This is a genomic window from Brevundimonas sp. BR2-1, from assembly GCF_037626195.1.
Lineage (GTDB): Bacteria > Pseudomonadota > Alphaproteobacteria > Caulobacterales > Caulobacteraceae > Brevundimonas.
Window position 1 is genome coordinate 330169 of the sequence record NZ_JARKMV010000001.1, and the last position, 25637, is coordinate 355805.

Annotated in this window: 28 protein-coding genes; 14 read left to right on the forward strand and 14 right to left on the reverse strand. The window is 69.3% G+C overall.

Annotated features, from left to right (window positions below):
- Positions 1-102: 102 nt before the first annotated feature.
- A complete protein-coding gene (locus tag BrevBR_RS01670) occupies positions 103-2307 on the forward strand; it encodes a DEAD/DEAH box helicase (protein ID WP_339999724.1) in 2205 nt (734 codons plus the stop codon).
- A gap of 30 nt (positions 2308-2337) precedes the next feature.
- On the opposite strand, the gene BrevBR_RS01675 is transcribed toward BrevBR_RS01670, so the two are convergent.
- Positions 2338-3189 (reverse strand): class I SAM-dependent methyltransferase, encoded by an 852-nt coding sequence (locus BrevBR_RS01675; RefSeq protein ID WP_339999725.1) that lies wholly within the window; start codon positions 3187-3189, stop codon positions 2338-2340.
- 22 nt (positions 3190-3211) lie between these two features.
- Between BrevBR_RS01675 and BrevBR_RS01680 the strand changes: the two genes are divergently transcribed.
- The 3 genes from BrevBR_RS01680 to alr all read left to right on the forward strand — a co-directional run bounded on the left by BrevBR_RS01680 (position 3212) and on the right by alr (position 5967).
- Complete coding sequence (locus BrevBR_RS01680; protein ID WP_340000748.1) at positions 3212-3685, forward strand: helix-turn-helix domain-containing protein; 474 nt, start codon at positions 3212-3214, stop codon at positions 3683-3685.
- 118 nt (positions 3686-3803) lie between these two features.
- On the forward strand, positions 3804-4886 hold the full coding sequence (locus BrevBR_RS01685; protein ID WP_339999726.1) for an ABC transporter ATP-binding protein: 1083 nt from the start codon (positions 3804-3806) through the stop codon (positions 4884-4886).
- A gap of 46 nt (positions 4887-4932) precedes the next feature.
- Positions 4933-5967, forward strand: a complete 1035-nt coding sequence (alr, locus tag BrevBR_RS01690; protein ID WP_339999727.1) for an alanine racemase — start codon at positions 4933-4935, stop codon at positions 5965-5967.
- A 3-nt stretch (positions 5968-5970) separates the two neighbouring features.
- On the opposite strand, the gene BrevBR_RS01695 is transcribed toward alr, so the two are convergent.
- Positions 5971-7251 carry a Xaa-Pro dipeptidase gene (locus BrevBR_RS01695; RefSeq protein ID WP_332639962.1) on the reverse strand — a complete coding sequence of 427 codons (1281 nt, stop codon included), beginning with the start codon at positions 7249-7251 and terminating at the stop codon, positions 5971-5973.
- Between the two features lie 146 nt (positions 7252-7397).
- Here BrevBR_RS01695 and radA point away from each other — a divergent pair, with 146 nt between their 5' ends.
- From radA to BrevBR_RS01730, 7 genes are all read left to right on the forward strand, one after another.
- Positions 7398-8768, forward strand: a complete 1371-nt coding sequence (radA, locus tag BrevBR_RS01700; protein WP_339999728.1) for a DNA repair protein RadA — start codon at positions 7398-7400, stop codon at positions 8766-8768.
- Between the two features lie 28 nt (positions 8769-8796).
- The gene (locus BrevBR_RS01705; protein WP_332639964.1) at positions 8797-9393 is read left to right on the forward strand and encodes a CvpA family protein; all 597 of its coding nucleotides are present in this window, start codon (positions 8797-8799) and stop codon (positions 9391-9393) included.
- 27 nt (positions 9394-9420) lie between these two features.
- Positions 9421-10935 carry an amidophosphoribosyltransferase gene (gene purF / locus BrevBR_RS01710; protein WP_339999729.1) on the forward strand — a complete coding sequence of 505 codons (1515 nt, stop codon included), beginning with the start codon at positions 9421-9423 and terminating at the stop codon, positions 10933-10935.
- Positions 10936-10965: 30 nt separating this feature from the next.
- Positions 10966-11310 (forward strand): VOC family protein, encoded by a 345-nt coding sequence (locus BrevBR_RS01715; RefSeq protein WP_332639966.1) that lies wholly within the window; start codon positions 10966-10968, stop codon positions 11308-11310.
- Between the two features lie 36 nt (positions 11311-11346).
- On the forward strand, positions 11347-12099 hold the full coding sequence (locus BrevBR_RS01720) for an SDR family NAD(P)-dependent oxidoreductase (protein ID WP_332639967.1): 753 nt from the start codon (positions 11347-11349) through the stop codon (positions 12097-12099).
- A 7-nt stretch (positions 12100-12106) separates the two neighbouring features.
- Positions 12107-12907, forward strand: coding sequence for an AraC family transcriptional regulator (locus BrevBR_RS01725; RefSeq protein WP_332639968.1), 801 nt, complete (start codon positions 12107-12109; stop codon positions 12905-12907).
- Between the two features lie 77 nt (positions 12908-12984).
- Positions 12985-14082 (forward strand): serine hydrolase domain-containing protein, encoded by a 1098-nt coding sequence (locus BrevBR_RS01730; RefSeq protein ID WP_339999730.1) that lies wholly within the window; start codon positions 12985-12987, stop codon positions 14080-14082.
- Positions 14083-14091: 9 nt separating this feature from the next.
- Here BrevBR_RS01730 and BrevBR_RS01735 read toward each other — a convergent pair whose 3' ends face one another.
- The 9 genes from BrevBR_RS01735 to BrevBR_RS01775 form a co-directional block, all read right to left on the reverse strand.
- On the reverse strand, positions 14092-14916 hold the full coding sequence (locus BrevBR_RS01735) for an alpha/beta fold hydrolase (protein ID WP_332639970.1): 825 nt from the start codon (positions 14914-14916) through the stop codon (positions 14092-14094).
- 282 nt (positions 14917-15198) lie between these two features.
- Entirely contained in the window at positions 15199-15612 is a 414-nt protein-coding gene (locus tag BrevBR_RS01740) for a hypothetical protein (RefSeq protein WP_339999731.1), read from the reverse strand.
- Between the two features lie 77 nt (positions 15613-15689).
- Positions 15690-17312 carry a ribosome biogenesis GTPase Der gene (der, locus tag BrevBR_RS01745; protein ID WP_339999732.1) on the reverse strand — a complete coding sequence of 541 codons (1623 nt, stop codon included), beginning with the start codon at positions 17310-17312 and terminating at the stop codon, positions 15690-15692.
- Positions 17313-17344: 32 nt separating this feature from the next.
- Entirely contained in the window at positions 17345-18778 is a 1434-nt protein-coding gene (locus tag BrevBR_RS01750) for a PQQ-like beta-propeller repeat protein (RefSeq protein ID WP_339999733.1), read from the reverse strand.
- A gap of 23 nt (positions 18779-18801) precedes the next feature.
- The gene (locus BrevBR_RS01755) at positions 18802-19560 is read right to left on the reverse strand and encodes a tetratricopeptide repeat protein (protein WP_332640713.1); all 759 of its coding nucleotides are present in this window, start codon (positions 19558-19560) and stop codon (positions 18802-18804) included.
- A 92-nt stretch (positions 19561-19652) separates the two neighbouring features.
- Positions 19653-20489 carry a 3-methyl-2-oxobutanoate hydroxymethyltransferase gene (gene panB, locus BrevBR_RS01760; protein ID WP_332640714.1) on the reverse strand — a complete coding sequence of 279 codons (837 nt, stop codon included), beginning with the start codon at positions 20487-20489 and terminating at the stop codon, positions 19653-19655.
- A gap of 90 nt (positions 20490-20579) precedes the next feature.
- Positions 20580-20993 (reverse strand): hypothetical protein, encoded by a 414-nt coding sequence (locus BrevBR_RS01765; RefSeq protein ID WP_332640716.1) that lies wholly within the window; start codon positions 20991-20993, stop codon positions 20580-20582.
- Positions 20983-21543: an RNA polymerase sigma factor gene (locus tag BrevBR_RS01770; RefSeq protein ID WP_332678422.1), complete on the reverse strand. Its 561-nt coding sequence runs from the start codon at positions 21541-21543 to the stop codon at positions 20983-20985. The genes BrevBR_RS01765 and BrevBR_RS01770 overlap by 11 nt, the downstream gene beginning before the upstream one ends.
- Positions 21544-21568: 25 nt before the next feature.
- A complete protein-coding gene (locus tag BrevBR_RS01775; RefSeq protein ID WP_332640718.1) occupies positions 21569-21976 on the reverse strand; it encodes a DUF6249 domain-containing protein in 408 nt (135 codons plus the stop codon).
- Between the two features lie 142 nt (positions 21977-22118).
- On the opposite strand from BrevBR_RS01775, the gene BrevBR_RS01780 reads away from it, so the two are divergent.
- Entirely contained in the window at positions 22119-22937 is an 819-nt protein-coding gene (locus tag BrevBR_RS01780; protein ID WP_332640719.1) for an endonuclease/exonuclease/phosphatase family protein, read from the forward strand.
- Here the strand turns inward: BrevBR_RS01780 and BrevBR_RS01785 are convergent.
- Genes BrevBR_RS01785 through BrevBR_RS01795 form a run of 3 tightly spaced genes read right to left on the reverse strand, consistent with a single transcriptional unit; the run spans position 22924 to position 24181 of the window.
- On the reverse strand, positions 22924-23220 hold the full coding sequence (locus BrevBR_RS01785) for a hypothetical protein (RefSeq protein WP_332640720.1): 297 nt from the start codon (positions 23218-23220) through the stop codon (positions 22924-22926). The two genes, BrevBR_RS01780 and BrevBR_RS01785, sit on opposite strands and share 14 nt — an antisense overlap.
- The gene (locus BrevBR_RS01790) at positions 23210-23749 is read right to left on the reverse strand and encodes an RNA polymerase sigma factor (RefSeq protein ID WP_339999734.1); all 540 of its coding nucleotides are present in this window, start codon (positions 23747-23749) and stop codon (positions 23210-23212) included. Before BrevBR_RS01790 ends, BrevBR_RS01785 begins: the two co-directional genes overlap by 11 nt.
- Positions 23750-23770: 21 nt before the next feature.
- Complete coding sequence (locus BrevBR_RS01795) at positions 23771-24181, reverse strand: hypothetical protein (protein WP_339999735.1); 411 nt, start codon at positions 24179-24181, stop codon at positions 23771-23773.
- A gap of 180 nt (positions 24182-24361) precedes the next feature.
- On the opposite strand from BrevBR_RS01795, the gene BrevBR_RS01800 reads away from it, so the two are divergent.
- Positions 24362-24601, forward strand: a complete 240-nt coding sequence (locus tag BrevBR_RS01800; protein WP_332640723.1) for a DUF2188 domain-containing protein — start codon at positions 24362-24364, stop codon at positions 24599-24601.
- A 50-nt stretch (positions 24602-24651) separates the two neighbouring features.
- Entirely contained in the window at positions 24652-25635 is a 984-nt protein-coding gene (locus BrevBR_RS01805) for a Vgb family protein (protein WP_339999736.1), read from the forward strand.
- Positions 25636-25637 lie beyond the last annotated feature (2 nt).

The following is a 25637-nucleotide window of genomic DNA, read 5'->3' on the forward strand; positions in this document are numbered from 1 at the left end:
CCTTCGGCCTTGTTCCGGGCGCATACGCCCCGCCCTTCGCCGGCCGCCCCTTCCCCGGGGCGAGGCTGGCGCGCGCCGCGTTGGCGCCTTACGGACTGCCCCATGCCTTTCCCCGCCAGCCATCCCGCGCTCGATCGCGCCCTTTCCGAACGCGGCTACGCCGAGCCGACGCCGGTCCAGTCGGCCGTCCTCGAGGCCGCGCTGAACGAGGACGGTTCTGGCCGCGACCTGCTGGTCAGCGCCCAGACCGGTTCGGGCAAGACCGTCGCCTTCGGCCTGGCCCTGGCCCCCACCCTACTGGGCGAGGCGCAGAAGTTCGCCGAGTACGGCGCCCCGGTGGCCCTGGTCATCGCCCCGACCCGCGAACTGGCCCTGCAGGTCTCGAACGAACTGCAATGGCTTTACGCCCAGACCGGCGCCCGCATCGTCTCCTGCGTCGGCGGCATGGACCCCAAGGTCGAGCGTCAGGCCCTGAACCGCGGCTGCCACATCGTCGTCGGCACCCCCGGCCGTCTGCGCGACCACGTCGAGCGCGGCTCCCTGGACCTGTCGACGCTTCAGGCCGTCGTGCTGGATGAAGCCGACGAGATGCTGGACATGGGCTTCCAGGAAGACCTGACCTTCATCCTCGACGCCGCCCCGGCCGAGCGCCGCACCCTGCTGTTCTCGGCGACGCTGGCGCGGGACATCGTGCAACTGGCCAAGACCTACCAGAAAGACGCGCTGCGGATCGACACGGTCGCCGGCGCGGGCTCGCACGCCGACATCGAATACAAGGCCATCCGCGTCGCCCCGAACGAGGTCGAACTGGCCGTCGTCAATGTGCTTCGCTATTTCGAGGCCCCCGGCGCCCTGGTGTTCGCCAACACCCGCGAGCGGGTCAAGCACCTGACCTCGAGCCTGCGCGAGCGCGGCTTCTCGGTCGTCGGCCTGTCCGGCGAACTGACCCAGAGCCAGCGTTCGGAAGCGCTGCAGGCCCTGCGCGACGGCCACGCCCGCGTCTGCGTCGCCACCGACGTCGCCGCACGCGGTCTGGACCTGCCCGATCTGGGTCTGGTCATTCACGCCGAGATCCCGGTCAACAAGGCCGGCCTGCTGCACCGTTCGGGCCGCACGGGCCGCGCGGGCAAGAAGGGCGTCTCCGTCCTGCTGGTCAGCTACACGCGGCGCCGCAAGGTCGAGATCATGCTGGCTTCGGCCGGCATCAAGGCCGAATGGTCGGGCCCGCCCTCGGCGGAAATGATCCTCGAGAACGACCGCAAGCGCATGCTGGCCGATCCCGTCCTGACCGCCCCCGTCGAGGACGAGGACATGCTGGCCCTCGGCAAGCAACTTCTGGAGAAGAGCACGCCCGAGCAGATCGCCGCCGCCCTGATCCGCCTGTACCAGCAGAAGCTGCCGGCGCCGGAAGACGTCTATGACGACGACCGCATGAAGCGTCAGCAGGAGAGCGGCAAGAACGACAGGGGCCAGCCCGACGTTCCGTACACGGACTTCGCCCGCGGCGGCGACATGGCCTGGTACCGGATCAACATCGGCCGCGACAAGAACGCCGATCCGAAATGGCTGATGCCGACCATCTGCCGCCTTGGCCATGTCACCAAGCGCGACATCGGCTCGATCAAGATCTTCGAGCGCGAGACCAAGTTCGAGATCACCCAGGAGATGAAGGCGAAGTTCGAAGCCGCCATCGCCCTCGGTCTCGAGGAAGGCGTCAAGATCGATCCGGCCGTGAAGCCGGGCCCGCAGGAGAAGCCGGTCAGCCGCTGGGACAAGAAGCCGGCCGGCGGCGACCGCCCCGACAAGAAGCCTTGGAAGGCCCGTGAGGAAGGCGGCGACAAGCCGGCCTGGAAAGCCCGCGAGGACCGTCCGCAAGGCGAGAAAAAGCCTTGGGTGAAACGCGATGACGCGGCGCCGGCCGCTGAAGGCAAGAAGCCCTGGGTCAAGCGCGAGGAAGGCGGCGACAAGCCCGCCTGGAAGGCCCGCGAGGATCGCCCGACGGCCGACAAGAAGCCGTGGGCGAAACGCGACGACGCCGCTGCTCCGGCCGCCGAGGGCAAGAAGCCCTGGGTCAAGCGCACGCCGAACGATCCGACGCCTCCGGGCAAGAAGCCGTGGGTCAAGAAGCCCGCGGCCGAGGGCAAGACCCCCTGGGCCCCGCGCTCCGACGCCGAGGTCCCGGCAGCCGCCGGCGACAAGCCGTGGAAGGGCAAGCCCAAGGGCGGCGACCGTCCGTGGGCGGCCAAGGACGCGCGCGGCAAACCTGCCGGGACGAGGCCGCCTTACAAGGCGAAGGGTCCGCGCTGAGCGGACCTGTCGCCCGTCCGGACGTGAGCATCACCCGGCGTTACGGGCCCGGACCAGCCAGCAGGCGGCTGTGATCTGCGCCACCCCGGCCGTCACCCAGGCCTGAAAGGCCTGTCTGACCGCCGTGACGATCCGGTCTCTGCGGTCTTTATCCAGATCGGCCAGCAGCGCGCCGACCGGGCCCATCCGGGCGGCGTAGGCGTCCAGATCCTCGCCGGACAGCGTGCAGACGATGTCCAGGGGCTGGATGTCGACGTCCCGCCATCCCGCCGCGGCCAGAATCCCCCGGACCCGGTCCGCGTCGGCGAAGGCGAACTGTCCGGGCCCGGCGGGATCGCGCGCCGGAAGCTCCGGCAGCAACGGCGCCGCCGCCCGCTCCGCCGCCGTCATGAACGGATTTTCCTCCGCGCCGCGCCAGGCGACGAACGCCAGTCCGGCGTCCGGACGCGCAGCGCACCTGAGGTTGACGAAGGCGGCGACGGGATCGGCGAAGAACATCACGCCGAAGCGCGAAATGACTGCGTCGAAGGCCGCAGGCTCGAAAGCGTGCGTCTGGGCGTCGGCGGCGATGAAGCGGCATGTTCCGAGACCCGTCACTTCGGCGCGCCGCCGCGCGACCTCGATCAGGGGGACGGAGATGTCCACGCCCGTGCATCGGCCCTGTTTCCCGAGATGCCAGGCGGCCGCGAGCGTCGTCGCCCCGGCTCCGCAACCGACATCCAGCACCTCGTTCGCGCCGAACTGCGCCACGGCCCCGACCAGCGTCCGTTCGAAGGGGCCGAGCAGGCGGTCCAGCATCTCCTGCTGTTCCGCCCAGACCTCTCCGGCGCGGGCGTTCCAAAGCCTGGCCTGCGCTTCATTGGCGTCATGGACTGACGGCATCAGCTGATCCTCCTTGATTTCCGTGTCAGTGACGGCGACGCTACAACTTCAAGTCAAGTTGAGGTCAACAGTGAAATTTCTGGATATCGCCGAAGTCGCGCGGCGCTCCGGCATGGCGGCGTCGAAGCTCCGTTTCTATGAGGAGAAGGGGCTGATCGCCTCGGTCGGGCGGCGCGGACTCAAGCGTCTGTTCGACCCGGGCGTGCTCGAACGCCTGTCATTGATCGCGCTGGCCCGGACCGCGGGTTTTTCGCTGGATGAGATCGGCGGCATGTTCGGCGAAGACGGTCGGCCGCGCCTCGATCGGGCGCAGCTCTCCGCCAGGGCTGACGACCTGGATCGAACCGTCAGGCGTCTCGGCGCCCTTCGGGACGGTCTCCGCCACGCGGCGGCCTGCCCTGCCCCGAGCCACATGGAGTGCCCGACCTTTCAGCGGCTCCTGAGGACCGCAATCCCGCAGCAGGCCGAACAGGCGCCTCCGCCGATGCGCCGTTAGCCGGCGGGACGCCCGGGAGGATTGCAGACAGACTGTAACCGTTTACGGTGATCTCAAAATCGGCCTCGATCCGCGCGAAGCGCGGCAGGCTGACAAAAGAGCTGCGGGCAGGAAACATATGGCGGACGTCCGGCTGACCGGCGTGACCAAGAGCTTCGGAACCACCGAGGTCCTCAAGGGTATCGATCTGGAGATCGCGGACGGGGAGTTCGTGGTCTTTGTCGGCCCGTCGGGGTGCGGCAAGTCCACCCTGCTGAGGACCATCGCCGGTCTGGAAGAGGAGACCGGCGGGGACATCGCCATCGGCGGGCGGTCGGTCACCGACCTGAGCCCATCCGACCGGGGCATCGCCATGGTGTTCCAGTCCTACGCCCTGTATCCGCACATGAGCGTCTACGAGAACATGGCGTTCGGGCTGAAGCTGGCGAAGGCCGACAAGGCCGAGATCGACCGCCGGGTGCGCGGCGCCGCCGAGACGCTGAACATCACCGACTATCTGGACCGCAAGCCCAAGGCCCTGTCCGGCGGCCAGCGCCAGCGCGTCGCCATCGGCCGGGCCATCGTGCGCGAGCCGCAGGTTTTCCTGTTCGACGAGCCGCTGTCCAACCTGGACGCCGCCCTGCGGGTACGGATGCGCTACGAGTTCGCCAGCCTGCACGAGCGGCTGAAGACCACCATGGTCTATGTCACCCACGACCAGGTCGAGGCCATGACCCTGGCCGACCGGATCGTGGTCCTGAACGCCGGCCGGATCGAACAGGTCGGCAGGCCGATGGAGCTGTACGAACGGCCCCGCAACCTGTTCGTGGCCGAGTTCATCGGCAGCCCGAAGATGAACCTGTTCGCGGCCGAGATCGTCACCGCGGCGGCGAGTGGTACGACGGTTCGGACGGCGGCCGGCGAGACGCTGAAGGTCGCGGTCGACGCAGCGCGGGCCAGGGCCGGGGACAAGGTCACCCTCGGCGTGCGGCCGGAGCATCTGACCACGGCGGGCAAGGGGGACGCGATCGGCGCGAAGACAGTCTTCGTGGAAACGCTTGGCCACGCCACCTACGCCTATCTGAGCGCCGGAGAGACGCCCGTGACGGTGCTGCTGCCGGGCGACGCGCGGCCGTCGGCCGGCGAGACGCTGAGCCTGAAGGTTCCGGCGGATCAGGCGCATCTGTTCGACGCCAACGGCGAGGCGTTCGCGCGGCTGTAACCGCTCTCGTGTTGCATCGCACAACCCGGTCGCCATAGATGGCGGGATGCCGTCGCCCGCCACACTGACCATCGACCTGAAAGCGCTCGCCGCGAACTTCCACACGCTGGAAGCCGCCAGCGGCGCGCCGGTGCATCCGGTAGTCAAGGCCGACAGCTACGGGCTGGGCGCTTCCGCCTGCGCCGAACGGCTGATGGTCGAGGGGGCGCGAACCTTCTTCGTGGCCCGCGCCGGCGAGGGCGAGCGGCTGCGCGCGGCGCTGGGCCCTGATGCAGCGATCTACGTGCTGGACGGATGTCTGGCCGGGCGGGCGGCGCGGCTGCGGGCCGCCGGGCTGAAGCCGGTGCTGAACACAGGCGCACAGCTGGCGGAGTGGCAGGCGGCAGGAGGCGGCGCCTGCGGCCTGCAGATCGACACCGGGATGAACCGGCTGGGTTTCCGCCTGGAGGATGCGCCGGAGCCGTTCGCCGGCCTGGATCTGGTGTTGAGCCATCTGGCCTGCGCCGACGATCCGGCCGAGCCGATGAATGCGCGACAGCGGGACGCCTTTGCGGCCGCGGCGGCGCGGTATCCGGGGACGTTGCGGTCGTTCGCCAACTCGGGCGGCGCCTTCCTGGGGCCGGATTACGCCTTTGACGCCCTGAGGCCCGGCATCTGCCTGTACGGCGGCGGGCCGGAGGGGCGGCCCGACGACCGCATCCGGCCGGTCGCGACGCTGTCCGCCGAGGTGCTGCAGGTGCGCGAGGTTCCGGCCGGCGAGAGCGTCGGCTATTCGCGCGGCTTCGTCGCCGACAGGCCGACGCGGATCGCGACCTGCGCCACGGGCTACGCCGACGGCGTGCTGCGGGCTTACAGCCCGAAAGGGCTGGTCGCCGTCGGGGCCGTGTTGCGGCCGATCGTGGGCCGGGTGTCGATGGATGTCTGCGCCGTCGACGTGACCGGGGTGGAGATCGCCGTGGGGGACCGGGTCGAGCTGTTCGGCGCCCGCCGGATGCTGGACGATGCGGCGACCGCGGCCGGAACCATCGCCTATGAGCTGCTGACCTCGGTCACGGCGCGGGTTCCGCGCGTCTATATCTGAGGCTCAGCGCGCGTCCCGGACCACCGCCCCGCCCTTGATCACCACGGGCACGGTTTCCAGCATCCGCACATCGGCCAGCGGGTCGCCCGACACCGCGATCAGGTCGCCGTAGCGGCCGGTCGCGATGGCGCCGACGTCCCCTTCCCGGCCCAGGGCCTGGGCGGCGTTCCAGGTGGCGGCGCGGATCGCCTCGGCGGGAGTCATGCCGTATTCGACCATGACGGCGAACTGTTTCGCATTCTGGCCGTGCGGATAGATGGCGGCGTCCGAGCCGAACACCATCCGGGCTCCGGCGCGATGGGCGGCGCGGAAATTGTCGCGCTGCAACTGGCCGATCTCGCGGTCCTTGCGCAGATTGTCCTCGGTAACGCCGAACTCGGTGCCCGTCGCCTGGGTGAAGTCGGTGTTGTAGATGTCCATCGACAGCCAGGTCCCGTGCTGGACCGCCAGCCGGATGCCCTCGGCGTCGATCAGCGAGGCGTGTTCGATGGTGTCGATCCCGGCGCGGATGGCGTCGGCGATGCCCGAGGCGCCGTGGGCGTGGGCGGCGACCTTCAGGCCCCACATATGCGCCTCGTCGGCGACGGCGGTCAGTTCGGCCAGGGTCATCTGCTGCTGGCCCGGCTCGGTGTTGCGCGAGAAGACGCCGCCGGTGGCGCAGACCTTGATGACCTGGGCCCCGTATTTGCGCACCTCGCGCACGCTGTGACGCGCCGCGTCGACGCTGTCTGCGTTGTAGTCATTGGCCTGGGCCATGGAGCGCGGCAGGCCGGTGGCGTCGCAATGGCCGCCCGTGGCGCCGAACGACACGCCCGCCGGAATGACGCGCGGTCCCTCGATGAAGCCCGCGTCGATGGCCTGACGTAGGGCGACGTCGGCGAAGTCGGGACCGCCGAGGTTCCGCACCGTGGTGAAGCCGGCCATCAGATTGGCGCGGGCGTTGGGCACCTGAAGCACTGTCTCGAAATCGTCGGCGTATTCCAGCACCTTGAAGCCGGAGACATAGGGGGTGCCCGCCAGATGGACGTGCATGTCGATCAGGCCGGGAAGCAGGGTGAGGCCGGGAAGATCGAGGCGCCGCACGTCGGCGGGCAGGTTGGTCGGGAGCGCCGTTCCGACCGCCGTGATGCGGCCGTCGGTGACCACGACCACGGGATTGTCGACATAGCGGCCGCGCTCGACATCGACCATGCGGGCGGCCGTGACCACCAGGGTGTCGGCATGGGCGGGCGCGGCGAGGCCGAGCGTGAGGGCGATGGCGGCGGCGGCCAGACGGTGCAGCATGATTGGAACTCCCCTGTGGAGGCGAAGCTGGCACGGAGAGGTGTAGCGGGCAACGGACATCCGCCGGTGAAGCATGCGTCATTTCCGGACGTACCCCCTTCCGCACCCCCTGCCCCGCCGTGCGCGACTCCTGTAAGCCGGTCCCCATGGCGAGAGACGGCGCGATCTATGTTTGTCAGTCCTGCGGGGCGGTCCACGGCAAATGGTCCGGCCAGTGCGGGGCGTGCGGCCAGTGGAACTCCATCGTCGAGGAAAGCCGCGCCGCGCCGCCCGGAGCGATGAAGCCGGCGACCAGCGCGGCGGCGCGCGGGCGGGGCGTCCAGTTCGAGGGCCTGCAGTCCGAGACGCCCGAGCCGCCGCGCATCATAACGGGGGTGGCCGAGTTCGACCGCGTCTGCGGAGGCGGCGTGGTGCCGGGCTCGGCGATCCTGTTGAGCGGCGATCCCGGCGTCGGCAAGTCGACCCTGCTGCTGGACGTGGCCGGGCGGGCAGCGCTGTCGGGGCGGCGGGTGGCCTATATCTCGGGCGAGGAGGCGGTCGAGCAGATCCGGGCGCGGGCCAGGCGGATGGGGCTGGAGAAGGCGCCGGTCGAACTGGCCTCGGCCACGGCGCTGCGCGACATCCTCGGCACGCTGAAGCGCGAGAAATTCGACATCGTCATCGTCGATTCGATCCAGACCCTGTGGTCCGACGCCCACGAGGCCGGGCCGGGCTCGGTGACACAGGTGCGCGCCTGTGCCGGGGAGATGGTGCGGCTGGCCAAGTCGCAAGGCGTGGCCGTGGTGCTGGTCGGGCACGTCACCAAGGACGGTCAGGTCGCCGGGCCGCGCGTGGTCGAGCATATGGTCGACGCCGTCCTGAGCTTCGAGGGCGAGCGGGGCTATCCGTTCCGCATCCTGCGCGCCGGCAAGAACCGCTTCGGGGCCACCGACGAGATCGGGGTGTTCGAGATGGGCGACGCCGGCCTGCGCGAGGTGGCCAACCCATCGGCCCTGTTCCTCGGCGAGGGCCGCGACCGGGCCCCGGGCGCGGCGGTGTTCGCGGGCATCGAGGGGTCGCGGCCCGTGCTGGTGGAGATGCAGGCCCTGGTGTCGAAATCCGCCTACGGCACGCCCCGCCGGGCGGTGGTCGGATGGGACACAGGGCGGCTGGCCATGGTGCTGGCCGTGCTGGAGGCGCGGTGCGGCTTCGGCTTCGGAGATCAGGACGTCTATCTGAATGTGGCGGGCGGGCTGCGCATCAATGAGCCGGCGGCGGATCTGGCGGCGGCGGCGGCGCTGATCAGCTCGGCGACCGACACTCCCCTGCCCCAGGGCTGCGTCGTGTTCGGCGAGATCAGCCTGTCGGGCGAGGTGCGCGCCGTCGGCCGCGCCGAGGCGCGGCTGCGAGAGGCGCAGAAGCTGGGCTTCGATCAGGCCCTGACGCCTCCCCTGACCGTCAAGGACAAGGGGGTCCGGGTGACCTCCGTCACGCGTTTGACCGAAGCGGTCGAACGAATCTCGCAAAACCGCTATTGAGACCGGACCGACTTCAGTTCGAGCGCGCATGACCGGTTTCGACGTTATCGCCATTCTGGTCATCCTCGCCTCCGCCGCGGCCGGCTGGGTGCGCGGAGGGACGCGCGAGGTCATCACCCTGCTGAGCTTCGTGCTGGCGGCCTTCATCGCCCTGGTCGCGCTGCCGCTGACCGCTCCGCTGGGGCGGGCGCTGGTCAATCCGGACTGGATGGGGACCATCGCCGCGGCCATCGCCTCCTTCCTGCTGATCTATTTCGGCATCCGCATCTTCGGCTCGATCCTTTCGAAGCGGGCGCAGGCGCATCCACAGCTGGGGAGCATCGACCGGATCGTGGGGATATTCGTCGGCGCGGCGCGGTCGCTGGTGCTGCTGGGGGCCATCCATCTGGTCATCGTGGCCGCGATGCCGGGCGAGAAGACGCCGCGCTGGCTCAGCGAGGCGGCCCTGCGGCCCGTGACGGCGGGCGCGGCGCGGATGATCCAGATCGTCCTGCCCGGCATCGGCCGGGGGGCCGACGCCCTCTCCCCTGTCGTCAGTTCGTCCGTGCGCAAAGGGTTTTCCGAAGAGAAAGCCTTGCCCTCGCCCCAAACAAGCAATACCTCGCCGCCGTCCGCCGCACGCTAGCGTTCCCCGCTTCATCGGAGCCCCACGATGAGCCGCCTTGAGCATTCCATCGCCGCCCCGGTCGTACACCGGGAGCACTATCGCGACGCCGACGATGATCGTCCGCGCCTGGAATGCGGCGTGTGCGGCGTTTGGGGCGCCGAGAAGGACGCCGCCTCGTCCATCGTCGCCCTGGGCCTGCACGCCCTTCAGCACCGCGGACAGGAAGCCTGCGGAATGGCCAGCGTCAACGACACCCGCTTTCACACCGAACGCCATATGGGTCTGGTCGGCGAAGCCTTTGGCGGCGCGGATCTGTCGACGCGGATGCCCGGCTCGGCGGCCGTGGGCCACACCCGCTATTCCACCGCCGGCGGCAGCTTCCTGCGTAACATCCAGCCCATGTTCGCCGATCTGGACCAGGGCGGCATCGCCATCGCCCACAACGGCAACCTGACCAATTTCCTCTATCTGCGGAACCAACTGGTCGGCGAAGGCGCCATCTTCCAGTCGACCTCGGACTCGGAGGTCATCCTTCACCTGATCGCGCGGTCGCGTAAGGCCAAGATCGTCGACCGCTTCATCGACGCCATCGGCCGGATCGAGGGCGGCTACGCCCTGGTCTGCGCCACCCGCTCCAAGCTGATCGGCGCGCGCGACCCGCTGGGGATCCGGCCGCTGGTTCTGGGCCGACTGGGCGACGCCTGGGTGCTGGCCTCCGAGACCTGCGCGCTCGACACCATCGGCGCGACCTTCGAGCGCGACATCGAGCATGGCGAGGTGGTGGTGATCGACCACGAGGGGCTGAAGTCGCTGAAGCCCTTCCCGACCCGCGGGGCCCGGCCCTGCCTGTTCGAATACGTCTATTTCTCGCGCCCCGACAGCGTCGTGAACGGCCGCTCCGTCTATGGCGTGCGCAAGCGGATGGGCATGGGGCTGGCCCGGGAGCATGGGGTCGAGGCCGACGTGGTCGTGCCGGTGCCCGATTCCGGCGTGCCGGCGGCGCTGGGCTACGCCCAGGAAAGCGGCATTCCCTATGAGATGGGGATCATCCGCAGCCACTATCTGGGCCGCACCTTCATCCAGCCCAGCCAGGGCGCCCGCCAGAAGGGCGTGCGGATGAAGCACAGCCCCAATCGGTCGGTGCTTGAGGGCAAGCGGGTGGTGCTGATCGACGATTCCATCGTGCGCGGCACCACATCGGTAAAGCTGGTGCGGGCCGTACGGGCCGCGGGTGCGACCGAAGTGCACCTGCGCTCGGCCTCGCCACCGATCCTGTGGCCTGACTTCTACGGCATCGACATGCCCGAGCGGGACCAGCTGATCGCCGCCAACATGACGCTGGAGGAGATGCGGGCCCATCTGGAGGTCGACTCGCTCGGTTTCCTGTCGGTCGACGGCCTGTACGACGCCATGGAGGCGGGGCCGCGCGATCCGCACAATCCACAATTCACCGACCACTATTTCACTGGCGAATACCCGACCCGCCTGCTGGATCGCGAGATCGAGGAAGGCGGACGCGAAGTGGCGGCGCGGCAACTTTCGCTGCTGGTCAGCGCTTAGGGATCATACGATCCGTTTCAGAGGCGTCGCATGGTTCAGCTCGGCTATTTCACCATCGACACCCATGATGTCGCCAAGGCGCGAGCCTTCTATTCGGCCCTGTTCGGCTGGACCTTCAACGAAGCGGAATCGGGCCCGACCTACGCCCATGTCGCCGGCAGCAAGCCGGCGTTCGGCTTCACCAAGGCCGAGCGGCCGGGCCAGTTTCCCCATATGTATTTCCGGGTCGATGACGTCGACGCCCTTTGCCGCAAGGTCGTCGAGCTTGGCGGCAAGGCGGCGGTTCCCGCGGACGGCTCGACCGGCCGCTCGGTCGTGGTCAGCGACGATCAGGGCGTCAGCTTCAGCCTGTGGCAACCGGCCCCGGGCTTCTGACTTTCGCCGGGCCGGCGGGCGGGCTATCAGCCCCGCATGACCGACCTTCCCCTCAAAGACCGCATCGCCCTCGTCGTCGGAGCCTCGCGCGGCATCGGCTATGAGACCGCCCTGGCGCTGGCGAAGGCCGGCGCGCACGTCATCGCCACGGCGCGGACGCAAGGGGGCCTCGAGGAGCTGGACGACGCCATCCATGCGGCCACGGGCAAGCATGCGACCCTGATCCCGTTCGATCTCGTCGATGGCGGCGCCATCGACCGGCTGGGCGGGGCGATCTATGAGCGGTTCGGACGGCTGGACGTCTGGGTGCAGGCGGCGGCGACCATGGGGGCCTCGGGCCTGACGCCGGTCAGCCACGCCGACCCGCGCGTCTGGGCCAAGGTCGAGAAAACCAATTTCACCGCCGTCTATCGTCTGATCCGGTCGCTGGAGCCGCTGCTGAAGGCGTCGGACGCCGGCCGGGCCATCTATGTGACCACCAGCGTGGCCAGCGCACCCAAGGCCTTCTGGGGAGCCTACGCCGCGTCCAAGGCGGGCGCCGAGGCGCTGGTCAAATGCTGGGCCGACGAGATCGAATCGACGCCCGTGCGCGTCTCCATCGTCGATCCGGGCCGGATGCGCACGGCGTTGCGGGCCCAGGCCTATCCGGGCGAGGATCCGCAGGACGTCACCCATCCCTCGGCCATCGGCCCGCTGATGGTCGAACTGGCGCGCGGCGATCTGGAGCCGGCGCTTGAGGTGAAGTTCAGCGACTGGAGCGAAGGTCCGTCCGTCCAGGCCCTGATCTGACTGTCCGATGAGCCGCCGGTTCCTGCATGGTGAGTTCCTGGGGACCCTGAACCGGTCGGTCCGCGCCGGCGGTTTCGACGTGGATCTGCGCGTGGCGACCCTGCCGCCCGAGGCGGTCGAGGAACATTCGCACGAGGCCGCCCATTTCATCCTTCCGCTGGCTGACGGCTATCGCAGCCTGGCCCGTGATCCGCTGGCCAGGGCCCGCAAGGTGTTCGAGGCCGGCAGCGCCATCTACAACCCGCCGGGCGTGGTGCACCGGGACTGTTTCGACATCGCCGGCGGCCTGTTCCTGTCGGTGAGCGTGCCGGTTGACCTGCCGGGCGGGCTTGATCATCCGTCCCTGTTGCGCGGTCCGGCCGAGACGGCGATGCGCCGGCTGGTCGGGCTGAGTCTGTCAGCCGGCGAAGGCGAAGGCCTTCAGGTCGAGGACGCGGCCCTGGCCCTGACCGGAGCCGTGGTCGACGGAAACGACCGGTCCCGCCATGCGCCCGACTGGCTGAAGGTCGCGTCCGAGATCGTGGCCGATCTTGCGACCACGCCGGGCCTGGAAATCCGCGAGATCGCCGCCCGGGTCGCGGTTCATCCAGTGCATCTGGCCCGTGCCTGGCGGCGCCATCTCGGGCAGTCGCCGGGAACCGCCATCCGCCACCGCCGGGCCGATCAGGCCGCGGTCCGGATGGCGCGCGGGATCCCGCTGGCTGAGGTCGCCGCCGGCGCGGGCTATGCGGACCAGAGCCATATGACGCGCGAGTATGTCCGCATCTTCGGCCTCACACCGGGCGCCTTCCGGGCCGCCGCGGCCTGAAAGCAGGTTTCATCTGTTCAAGACGGCCCGGCGGAGTTCAGACATCTGGAGCGACCTGTCCCCAAGCGAGGTTTACCGTGCGCATCGTCCTTCCCGTTCTGTCCGCCCTGCTGCTCATCGCCCTGCCCGCGCAGGCCCGTCAGGCGGACGGTTGGCGCCGCGCCGCGCCGGAGGCCGAGGACGCTTCCGCCGAGGCCCTGGCGGCCATGGACGCGGCCGTGCGCGCCGGGACGTTCCAGCAGATCACCAGCGTGCTGATCAGCCGGAACGGCCGACTGATCCACGAGGCCTATTTCGACGACGGCGGGGCCGAGGCGCGGCGCAACACCCGCTCGGTGACCAAGACCGTCACCGCCATGCTGGCCGGCGCCGCCATCGCCCGCGGCGACATCGGGGGCGTTTCGACGCCAGTCGCGCCGCTGATCGCGTCCTGGGGGCCGTTCGACAATCCCGATCCGCGCAAGGACGCGATCACGGTCGAGGACCTGCTGACCATGAGTTCGCTGCTTGAGTGCGATGACGACAATTCGTTCTCGCGCGGAAACGAGGAGCGAATGTATCTCGTCGAGAACTGGGTCGGCTTCGCCTTCGACCTGCCCGTGCGCGGCTTCCCGGGCTGGATCCCCCGCCCTGAAGCGTCGCCCTACGGACGCGCTTTCAGCTACTGCACGGCCGGTGTGACGACGCTGGGGGCCGCCATCCAGTCGGCTGCGGGAGAGCCGCTGCAGGACTTCGCGCGGGGGGCCTTGTTCGGTCCCCTGCAGATCGAGGGCGAGGAGTGGCAGTTTTCGCCGACGGGGCTGGCGCAGGGCGGCGGCGGCCTGGGCCTGCGCAGCCGCGACCTGCTGAAGCTGGGCCAGCTCCTGCTCGACGGCGGGCGCTGGAACGGGCGCGCCGTTCTGCCCGAAGCCTGGGTCACGGCGATGACGACGCCCCACGCCCGGGTGGACGAGCAGCGGGGCGAGTACGGCTATCTGACCTGGCTGCCCACCTACACGGTCGGAGGCCGGCCGCTGAAGGCCTGGTCCATGGCCGGCACGGGCGGCAACAAGGTCGTCGTGGTCCCTGAGCTGAACGCCGTCGTCGTGGTCACGACCACCAACTACCGCGTGCGCAATCCGCACGGACTGGCGGACGCCCTGATCACCGAACACGCGCTCGCGGCGCTCAACTGACCGTGGGCGTCAGGCGCGGATGAAGGCCAGCAGGTCGGCGTTGATCTGGTCCGCGTGCGTCGTGGCCATGCCGTGCGGGAGGCCCGGATAGACCTTCAGCGTTCCTTGCGGCAGCAGGGTCGAGGAGATCCGGGCCGAGTCGTCAATGGGCACGATCTGGTCGTCGTCGCCGTGCATCACCAGGGTCGGGATGTCGATCTTCTTCAGATCCTCGGTGAAGTCGGTCTCCGAGAAGGCCTTGATGCAGTCGTACTGGGCTTTGATCCCGCCCATCATGCCTTGGCGCCACCAGTTGTCGATGACGCCGGGAGAGACCGCCGCGCCCGGCCGGTTGAAGCTGTAGAAGGGGCCGCTGGGCAGATCGCGATAGAACTGGGCCCGGTTGGCGGCGACGCCTGCCCGAATCCCGTCGAAGACCTCGATCGGAAGGCCGCCGGGATTGCTGTCCGACTTGAGCATGACCGGCGGGACGGCCCCGATCAGAACGGCCTTGGCGACCCGGCTGGTCCCGTGACGGCCGAGGAAACGGGTGACCTCGCCGCCGCCGGTGGAGTGACCGATCAGGACCGCGCCACGCAGGTCGAGGGCCTCGAACAGCGCCTGCAGATCGTCGGCGTAGGTGTCCATCTCGTTGCCGGCGTCGGTCTGGGCCGACCGCCCGTGGCCGCGGCGGTCGTGGGCGATGACCCGAAAGCCCTGGGACCGGAAGAAGATCATCTGGGCGTCCCAGTCGTCTCCCGACAGCGGCCAGCCGTGCGAGAAGACGATCGGCTGGCCGGAGCCCCAGTCCTTGTAGAAAATTTCGGTCCCGTCCCGGGTGATGACTGTCGGCATGGTTCAGACGTCCCTGCTGGGCCCGGTGAGGCCGGGCCGGGTGGATGAAATTCCAAACGGTCGCGTTTATCCGCCGTGCCGCTGGCTGGCGGCCGGAGGCGGAGATCAGGAACTTACCACAGGATGCGGGGCCCGGCCCATCCGGGCGAGGATCCCGACGACGTCATCCATCCGTCCGCCATCGGCCCGCTGATGGTCCGAACTGCCGCGCGGCGATCTGGAGCCGGCGCTGGAGGTGAAGCTCGGCGACTGGAACGGCGGGCCGAACGTGGCGGCGCTGATCTAGACGCGAGCGACGCCGCGCGATCCCACCCTGGCGCCGAACCATCCGGCAGCGACGACCAGCACGACGCCCGCGACGGCCATCCACCCGGGATGGGGGATCATCAGCAGATTGGCGGCGGTCGCGCAAAGGAACAGGCCGCTCGCGACCCAGCCCGGCCATGCCCCGCGGCGGCCGAAGCGGCCGGCGACGAAGGCGGCGGCGAAGGCGGCGACCGTCCATGTCGCCAGCATGGCGAAGAGCACCGCCGTCGGCAGGCCCGCCACATAGGCCTCCATCGCGGCGCGGTCGTTCATGTCGGTCGGCGCCGCCCCGGCAGACGCCGCCAGCGATTGTGAAATCATGTCGCCGGCCATGACGATGACGAAGGCGATGATCACGCCGCCGGCGACGGACAATATGGGTCTGAGCATCTGGAACCCTCCCGAGGTTCCGGAGCCTAACCGCGCAGTCGGCTTCCCGTCAAAGAACCGCGTTCGAACGCGGCCCCCTACTTCTTCGGCGGGTGTTTCTGACCCGTGCGCACCCGGCCCGACCGCGAGACCTGCCGCGCGCCGCCCCGCGCGCCCTTCTGGACCGCTACGGAGGAGCCGGCCTTCTTGCTGGCGCTGGCTTTCAGCCCGGCCAGAGGCCTGAGCTTCGTCTTGCCGGCCTTCTTCTGCTCCAGCGCCTTGCCGGGCAGGTTGGACAGCATCTCCTCGCGTTCGGCCTTCCTGATGACCTTGCGAGGGGCGGTTTTGGCGTCGCCCTTGTAGCGTTCCGGACCCGACTTGGAGCCGCCCGGCGCATAGGGGTTCTCGCTGCCGGACTTGACGATCAGGCGGATCGGCGTGCCCGGCAGATCGAAGGATTCGCGCAGATTGTTGACCAGATAGCGTTTGTACTGCTCGGGCATGGCCTCGGCGCGGCTGGCCATCAGCACGAAGGTCGGCGGGCGGGCCTTGGTCTGGGCCATGTATTTGGGCTTGATCCGCTTGCCGTCGACGGCGGGGGGCGGATGCCTCTGGGTCGCCATGGCCAGCCAGGTGTTCAGGTCCTTGGTCTTGACCTTGACCGACCAGGTCGCGTGGGCCTGAAGCACGGCGGGCATCAGTCGTTCCACGCCGCGGCCGCTGTGCGAGGAAAGGGCCACGAAGGGCGAGCCCTTCAGCTGGGGCAGCTTGTCCTCGGCCATCTGGGTCAGCTTGGCCAGTTTCGACTGGGGCTCGGTCTCCAGGTCCCATTTGGCGGCGACATAGACCAGCGCCCGGCCCTCGCGCTCGACCAGATCGGCCAGCTGAAGGTCCTGGGTGTCGAAGGCGTCGTCCTTGTCCATGACCAGCACGACGACCTCGGCGAAGGTGATGGCGCGGATGGTGTCGGCGACCGACAGCTTCTCCAGCTTCTCCTGCACCCGCGCCTTGCGGCGCATGCCGGCGGTGTCGACCAGGCGGATGTTCTGGCCTTCATATTCCCAGTCGACCGAGATGGAGTCGCGGGTGATGCCGGCCTCGGGGCCGGTCAGCATGCGGTCCTCGCCGATCAGGCGGTTGATCAGGGTCGACTTGCCGGCGTTGGGACGGCCGATGATGGCGATGCGGATCGGCTTGTCGGGCTCATCGACCTCCTCAACGAAGATGTCGGCGCTGGCGGCGGCCATGGCGGCGTACAAATCGGCCATGCCCTCGCCGTGCTCGGCCGAGATGGCGACCGGCTCGCCGAAGCCCAGCGAATAGGCCTCGCCGATGCCGCCGCCGCTCTCGCGGCTCTCGGATTTGTTGGCCAGCAGGATGACGGGCTTGTGCTGTTTGCGCAGGCGGTCGGCGAAGATCTTGTCCAGCGAGGTCACGCCCTCGCGGGCGTCCATCATGAACAGGATCAGGTCGCCGTCTTCCAGCGCCGCCTCGGTCTGTTCGCGCATGCGGGATTCGAGGCTGTCGTCGGTGACGTCCTCATAACCGGCGGTGTCGATCAGCGTCAGGTCCATGTCGCCGATATTGCCGTCCGCATAGCGGCGGTCGCGGGTCACGCCCGGACGGTCGTCGACGAGCGCGAGGCGCTTGCCGACGAGACGGTTGAATAGTGTCGACTTGCCCACGTTGGGGCGGCCGACGATGGCGACTTTGAGAGCCATGTCGGCCTTCTAACGCAGATTGAGGTCCAGCGTCAGCGAATGCTGACGAGGTCGCCGTTGTCGGTGAGGACATACAGCGCGCCATTGTAGGCGGCCGGGGCCAGGTAAACCGCGCCGCCGCCCAGTCTGAGCGAGGCCGTCTGGGCGCCGGTCTTGGGATCGAAGGCCACCAGTTCGCCATCCGAATTGGTCAGGACCAGACGGTTCGAGGCCAGCAGCGGGCCCGACCATTCCGGCCGCACCGTGCGGTCCCACAGGCCGAAATAGCCGCCCTCCTGACGCACGCGGCCCTCGTTGAGGTCGCGGCTCCAGTAGATCTGGCCGGTGTCGCGGTTGATGACCGTCAGTTCGCCGTCCTTGGACACGACATAGATGACGTCGCCGACCGGCAGGGGCGCATTGACACCGGCGATCGGCAGGGGAGCCCATTTGGGCTGGCCCGAACGGATGTCCATGGCCGACAGGACGCCCGAATGGCTGACGGCGTAGACCGTGCCGCGGCTGATCACCGGGCGGCCGGCGATGTCGCGGATTTCGGACAGGGCGCTGGTCCGGCTGGTTCGCGACAGGACCTGCTGCCAGACGGCTTGCCCGGTGGAGGCGCGCAGGGCCACGACCTCGCCCGATGAGAAGGGCGCGATCACGGTGTCGCCGATGACCGCCGGGCTGGAGGCGCGCATGATCCGGGCCGGCTCGGGGATGCCGCGATAGGACCAGACCTGGGCGCCGCTGGTGGTGTCGAAGGCCTGGATCTGGTTCTCGACGTCGACCACGAACACCCGGCTGCCAGAGACGGTCGGGGCGCCGTGGATCGGCACGTCGACGGGCGTGGTCCAGAGGACCGCGCCGGTGGCCTGGTCGAGGGCCGTCATGGTGCGATAACCGGACGAGACGAACACCTTGCCGCCGCCCACGGCGACGCCGCCGCCGAAGCCGCCGCCGGTCGTTCCGCCGCCGCCGAGGCTGAAGCTGAAGAGGCCCCGGTTCGCCCCTTCGCGTTCATCCGGCTTGATATTGACCTTCCAGGCCTGGGCGCCCGTGCCGGCGTCGAGCGCCGACACCGTGGATTCGCCATCCAGCACGAAGACGCGGCCATTGTCCGCCACCACCGGCGCCATGACCTGACGCGTGCGCGACGAGCCGGCGCCGACGCCGCGACGCCAGGCCACCGTGAACTCGGGCGCGGCGATTACATGCTCGACGGAATTCTCGGCGTTTCCGCCGGGCTGGGTCCAGGCCGTCGCGGCCTGCGGGCCGGGAATGAAGAAGTCGCGGCCCGACAGGGCGGCGGACGGGGTCAGCTGTTGTTCGAACTCCAGAACCGAGATCCGCTGACCCGCCGTCGCCGTGGCCTGCGGTTCCTTGTCGCCGCCCAGACCGAACGGCAGGGCGTTGCGCACGGTGCTGCACGAAGCGAGGGAGACGGCCAGACCGCCCAGGAGGGCGACTTTGAGCACGCGATTCATGGCGGACGTCCTGGAAACGGGGATCACGGGCGGGCCGGAGCGGCGGCGGGCGGCGCGCCCGACTGGGTGGCGGCGGCGGCGGGCGAGGGCGCCGGAAGGGCGGCCTGGGCGCGAACAATGGCGGAGAGGTTGGCGGCGGCGCCGGAATCGATGGCGGCGATTGCGAGGTCGGCGCGCTGGCTGACGATCTCGGGGGTATCCAGACCATTCTTGAGCAACACCAGGGCCTCGCGGGCCGCCGGAGCCTGGCCATGCTGGAGCCGGGCCATGGCGAGGGCCTCAAGGGCGAAGGGGCTGAACGGACGACCGTCCTCGGCGATCGGCGTCAGCCGCGCCTCGATCTGGGGCAGGGTTTCGCTGTCCATGGCCAGCCACGCGGCCTTGAGGACGGCGGCGTCGCGGAACAGCGGATCGCGCGAGGCCTTGGCCGCCTCGTCGAACAGTCTGATGGCGTCGGGAATGCGGTTGGCGTCGACGGCGATGCCGGCGCGGGCCATCAGGGCCAGGGCCTTGTAGGCCCCGTTGCCTTCCTTGGCCGCCTGGGTGAAGGCCGCGTCGGCGCCGACCGGGTTGTTGGCCTGCATCGATTGCATGCCGCGGTCATAGGCGATGGAAGCCTTGTCGGCCTTCGACGTCTGCCAGCTGTCCCAGCCCCAGAAGGCCAGGGCGGCGATCAGGGCGACCAGAAGCACGCCGCCCGCGACGGGCAGCCAGGTGCGGGCGAGCCGCTTGTAGCGGTCGGAGCGGAGCTCCTCCTCGACCTGCTCGAAAACATCAACCACGAATACGTCGCCCCCGGAAAACGGCGCTCAGGCCGTTGAATTTCAATCCGGCCGGACCCTAGAGGGTCAGCCTGCCCGCCGCAACGCAGCCCTTAGGGCGTAACGGGCTTTTTCGAGAAGTAGGTCTCGACTTCGGCAGGAAAACGGCGGGCTTTCACGTCGGCGGCGTAGGCGGCGACGGCGCGGTCGATCTCGCCACGCATGTCGGCGTAGCGGCGCACGAATTTCGGCGTCCAGTCGAACAGGCCCAGCATGTCGGGCGTCACGAGGATCTGGCCGTCGCAGGCGGACGAGGCGCCGATGCCGATAGTCGGCTTGTCGACGGCGGCGGTGATGTCGCGGGCCAGACCCTCGGCCACGCCTTCGACGACGATGGAAAAGGCCCCTGCGTCCGCCGTGGCCTCGGCTTCCGACATGACGCGCAGCCGCTCCTCGTCGGTTCGGCCCTTGGCCTTGAAGGCCCCGTCCGTCAGCACGGCCTGCGGACGCAGGCCGACGTGGCCCATGACCGGAATGCCGCGCTGGACCAGATAGGCGATGGTTTCTGCGACCGTGGGACCGCTTTCCAGCTTCACGCCCTGGGCCCCCGTCTCCTTCATCACACGGGCGCAGTTTTCATAGGCCAGCTCCTTGCCGCCCTCGTAGCTGCCGAACGGCATGTCGATGACGACCATGGCCTTTTTCGAGCCGCGCATGACCGCTTGGCCATGCATGATCATCATCTCCAGGGTCACGCCAACGGTGTTGGGCAGGCCGTGCACCACCATGCCGACGCTGTCGCCGACCAGCAGCAGGTCGCAATGATCGTCCAGCAGGGCGGCGGTGGGGGCGTCATAGGCCGTCAGGCAGACGATGGGCTCGCCACCCTTGCGGTTGCGGATATCCGGCGCGGCGAGGCGGCGGACGGTTTCCTGCTTCTGGCTGGACATGGCGGTCCTCCTGTTCGGAGACCTAGATAGCGATGAGGCCCGCCCCCGTCATCCCTGGGGACGCCATCCCTGAGGACAACGGGGTCGGGTTCACATTTCCTGCGACAGCTTCATCACCCCGGCCGCCGCCAGGGCGATCAGGGCCCCCGCGGCGATCCAGAACATCTGCATGCCGCCCATGGAGCCCAGCTCCAGGCTGCCGAGACCGAACTGGTCGAGGCCGCCCTGCACAGTGCTCTGGACGCTGAGCGAGGTGGAGCGGATGCCCTGCCCCAGCGCGTCGCCCGCGACGACACCGTCGCCGCCGCCGAAATTCACGCTCATCGTCTCGCGCACGGCCACGACGCCGCCGATGACGCCGGCGAGACCAAGGGCGAAGAAGCGCACGCGCGAGCCCTTCTGCAGGCGCTGTTCGACCTGGGCGGTGAACAGCGCCGCATCCGCCAGATGCGGGGAGCGCGCGAACAGGCGCTCGATTTCGGGATCGAACTCGTCAGCCGACATGCTGCGTTCCTCCCAGGGGCTGCGCGGATTGCGGTTGTAGCCGCGCGCGGAGTTTATCCAGACCACGTTTGACATGAGACTTCACCGTGCCGAGTGGCAAATTCAGGGCGGCGGCGATCTCGGGATGCGCCATGCCGGCCCCGTGACAAAGGGAGACACACAGTCGTTCGGGTTCGCTGAGGCCCTTGAGGGCTTCGTCGAGATCCATCAGGCCCGCCTGATCGGCGGCGGGAGCGACATCTTCCTGTTCGACCTCAGCGATGTAGCGGGCTTCCTTCGCAACACGCTTGATATAGAGGCGCGCCGCGATCCGCTTGACCCAGGCGGCGAAGGTGCCTTCGCCGCGGAACTCCGCGCACCGCTCGAACGCCTGGATGAAGGCGTCCTGGGCGATGTCGTCGGCGAGCGAGGCTTGCGCCCCCATCCGCCTCAGCAGGCCGCGCACCGCCGAACCGTGGCGGCGAACCAGCTCGCCGAACTCCCGCCGTCCGCCCGCCGCCGCGAGGGCGGCGAGCTCGACGTCGTGTCGGTCGATCAGAGGTTGGGTCATGATCAGTCCCCCTGTCCGACCCGGCTCAGTCCTTGTTCTTGTTGAAGAAGCTCAGGACCAGATAGGCTAGGCCGATGGTGGCCGGGATGGCCGCGATGCCCAGCAGGCCGTCGCCGACATTGCCGTGCCAGTCGTCGCCGCCCTGCCAGCCCATGTTGTTGATCAGGCTGAAGGCTGCGATGCCGATGCCGACCGCCAGCCAGATGATGCCGCGGCGAATGTCGCGGGTTCGCGAGGGCAGGTTCTTGGTGACGTCCTTGGTCATCGCGTCGATAACCTCGGGCGGCAGGTCCTGACCCTTGTCGATGGCGCGGCGGACGGTTTCCTGCATTTCGCGGCGTTCGCGGAACTTCAGGTAGCTCGGCCCGAAGGCGATGGCGGTGATGGTGCCGAAGACCGACAGAATGGCCACCAGCGGGATGAAATCTTCCATGTGGGTATCCCCTTCTCTTGTCAGACCGGAGCGTGATGCCTCGGCCTTCTGACGACAAGAGGCTGTGAAGAGACCGCATGGATGCGGACGGCGAGGTGAAACTTTCGTAAGGCGGGGAAACAAACCGACCGGAGACCCGCCGATGATCGACCGCCGCATCCTTCTGGCCGGACTGGCCGCCGCACCACTGACCGCCTGCGCGGCCGGAACGGGCGTGGCGACCGGTGCGTCGGGGCCGACGCTGACGCTGGTCACGTTCAACATCTGGCACAATCAGGGCGACTGGGCCGCGCGGCAGCCGCTGCTGATCGCCGCGATTCGCGCCGAAAATCCCGACGTCATCGCCTTGCAGGAGGTGCTGGAAGACGCCGCCGTCGGCCTGCCCAACCAGGCGCGCACCGTGGCGGACGCCCTGGGCGGCTATGAGATGCATTTCGTCTCCACCGACCCCGAGGACGCCCCGCGCCGGTACGGCAATGCGATCCTGAGCCGCTTGCCGGTGCTGGCGCACGACTGGAAGAAGCTGGAGCCGCTGGACGACTACCGGACCGCCGTACGGGTGCGCGTCGACCTGCGCGGCCGCGCCGTCGACATCGTCAACACCCATCTGGCGTGGCAGGCGGACGCCCAGGCCGTGCGGGCGCGCCAGATCGCGGATCTGATGGGCTGGCTGCCGAAGGACGGAACGCCGCTGATCGCCACCGGCGACTTCAATGCGGTGCAGGAAGACGCCGGTCTGGCGGCGCTGACGGGCGAACGGTTCTTCAGCGCCCTGCCCCGCGGCTCGGCCCCGACGACCCTGAACCCGGCGAAGAACCATCCCCCGCGCGTCATCGATCATATCTTCGCCGAGGCGGCCCGGTTCGCCCCGGTGCGCGCCGCCGTGATCGGCGCCGAGCCGACTGGCGGGGAATATCCGTCCGATCACTTCGGCGTGGCGGCGACCGTCAGGCTGCGTTGAACCGCCGCGACAGCCACAGGGCGGCGCCGGCGCTGACCGCCACGCCCGCCAGCATACCGGCGGCGGGGATCAGGGCGGCGATATCCTGACCCAGCGGGCCGACGACCGGCGTCAGGGCCCACAGGATGGCCACAGCGGCCACGCCCCAGGGTACGAGGGCCGCGACCGTCATCCAGGCGCGGCGCAGGGCGATGCGCTGCGCGACCTGCGCCTGGAAGGCGTAGTCCCGCGCCGGCGGCGTTTCCGCGGCGAACAGGGCGTGGAGTTTCTGTTCAGGCGTCATCGGACCCTCCGAGCGCTTTCAGCAACCGCGCCCGACCGCGCGCAACATGCGACTTCACCGTGCCGAGAGGCAAGCCCAGAGCCGCCGACGCCTCGCCGTGCGACCAGCCGTCGGCCAGACACAGGGCGACGCAGGCCCGTACGTCCGGCGGCAGTTCGGCCATCGCCGCGATCATGGACAGCCGGTCCTCGTGCGAAACGCCCGCCGGCGTTTCGGCCGTCTCCAGCCAGAGGCTGTCGCGAACCGCGCCGCGGCGCGAGCTGCGGATCCGGTCCTGGGCCTTGCGCCAGGCGATGCCGCACAGCCAGGCGCGGACGCCGCCGGGATCCCTGAGCGACCGCAGCGACCGCCAGGCGGCCAGAAAGGCGTCCTGGGCCACATCGTCCGCCTCGGCCCAGCCCCCGCCCAGGGCCCGGCGCAGAAAGCCCCGAACCGCCGCCTGATGCCGCTCGACCAGCCGCGAGAAGGCGGAGTCCGAGCCGTTCAGCGCGCGGCTGACCAGTTCGGCGTCTGTCACAAGTCCGTCCATGCCCCCGGTCCCGGTCGGGCATCAGCCCCGCCGGCGTCCCATCAGGGCCGAAACGAGACTGGCCAGGCACAGGGCGCCCAGGACGAAGGCCACGATCAGGAAGGCCTCTCCGGCGCCGTAGATGTCGGCCCAGCTGGCGTAGGCGAAACCCGCGCCCATGACCCCGAACAGCACCACCGAGAACCAGTTGCCGTCGTTCATGCGGCTGCCCTCGCCCCGCCGCGAATGCCAGGAATCGTCATCAGCGTCGATCGGACGCTCCAAGACCTTCAGCAGGGCCTCCGGGGGCTCCTGGCCCTTGGCCGCATAGGTCTTGATCAGGTCCAGCGTATCCTTCTGCCGCCGGTAGTTCAGCAGGCTGTTGAAGCCGCCGTAGATGAACCAGGCCAGCGGGAACAGCAGCCACCAGTACGAACGGAACAGGTCTTCCATGGTCTTCACTCCCCATTCGGCGGACGCCTTGCCCGCGCTTTCATAGGGTAGTCGTCGCCAACCGCGCCAGCGGATGCGGCCGGGCGAACGAATTGCGGGCCCGCCCCGAACCGGCGGCGCAACCCATCTTGCGGCCTTGCGTTCGCTGGCCGACACTCAGCCCCTCACCGGAGCCTCCCCATGGTCCAGATCACCTATCGCATCGTCGAACACGACGGAGGCTGGGCCTACCAGTCGGGCGGCACCTATTCCGAGACCTATCCGACCCATGACGCGGCGCGGGCCGCCGCCGTCGCCGTGGCCCGCGAGCAGAAGGTGCCGGACGAGGACACGCTGATCGAATACGCCGACGCCTCGGGCCGCTGGATCACAGAGCGCGCCGACGGCCACGACCGACCCGAGGTCGACGTCGAGGGCTGAACGCGCGCTATTGCGCTATGATCCCGCGTCGAACCGAGGAGGTCAGCGCCATGAACCGTTTCTGGATCGCCCTTGCCGCCCCCATGGCCGCCTGCGCCATGGTCGCCTGCACCCTGCCCGCTCCCGCGACGGCTCAGCAGGTCCGGTACTATGAGGCGCCTCCGGGCGGGCGGGCTCATGACATCGCCGTCACCGCCGACGGCGAGGAGGTCTGGTGGACAGTCCAGCGCGGCGGCGCCCACGGCATCCTCGATCCTGACACCGGCGAGACCACGATCGTGCCGCTGGGCGAAGGTTCGGCGCCCCATGGCGTCATTGTCGGGCCCGACGGAAACGCCTGGATCACGGACGGCGGCCAGAACGCGATCGTGCGGGTCGACCGGACCACACGCGAGGTCAGGGTCTGGCCCCTGCCGGCGGAGACCGGACCGGTGAACATGAACACCGCGACCTTCGACCACCGCGGCCGCATCTGGTTCACCGGCCAGACGGGCTTCTACGGCCGGCTCGATCCCGCGACGGACGACATGAAGGTCTGGGCCGCCCCTCGCGGCCGCGGGCCTTACGGGATCACCACCACGCCCTCGGGCGACGTCTGGTACGCCTCGCTGGCCGGCAGCCATATCGCGAAGATCGACCTCGACACCGGCGAGGCCACGATCGTCGAGCCGCCGACCCCGAACCAGGGCGCGCGGCGCGTCTGGTCGGACAGTCAGGGCCGCATCTGGGTCAGCGAATGGAACAGCGGCAACGTCAGCGTCCACGATCCCCGCGACAACAGCTGGCGGACCTGGAAACTGCCCGGAGAGGCCCCGAAAACCTACTCGGTCTATGTCGACGAGACCGACAAGGTCTGGCTGACCGACTTCGCGGCCAACGCCATCGTCCGCTTCGACCCGACGACCGAGACGTTCCAGAGCTTCCCGAGCGACCGCCCCGGGGCCAATGTGCGCCAGATGCTGGGCCGTCCCGGAGAGGTCTGGGGCGCGGAGTCCGGCACGGACCGGCTGGTCGTCATCCGGTACGGCGGCTGAGG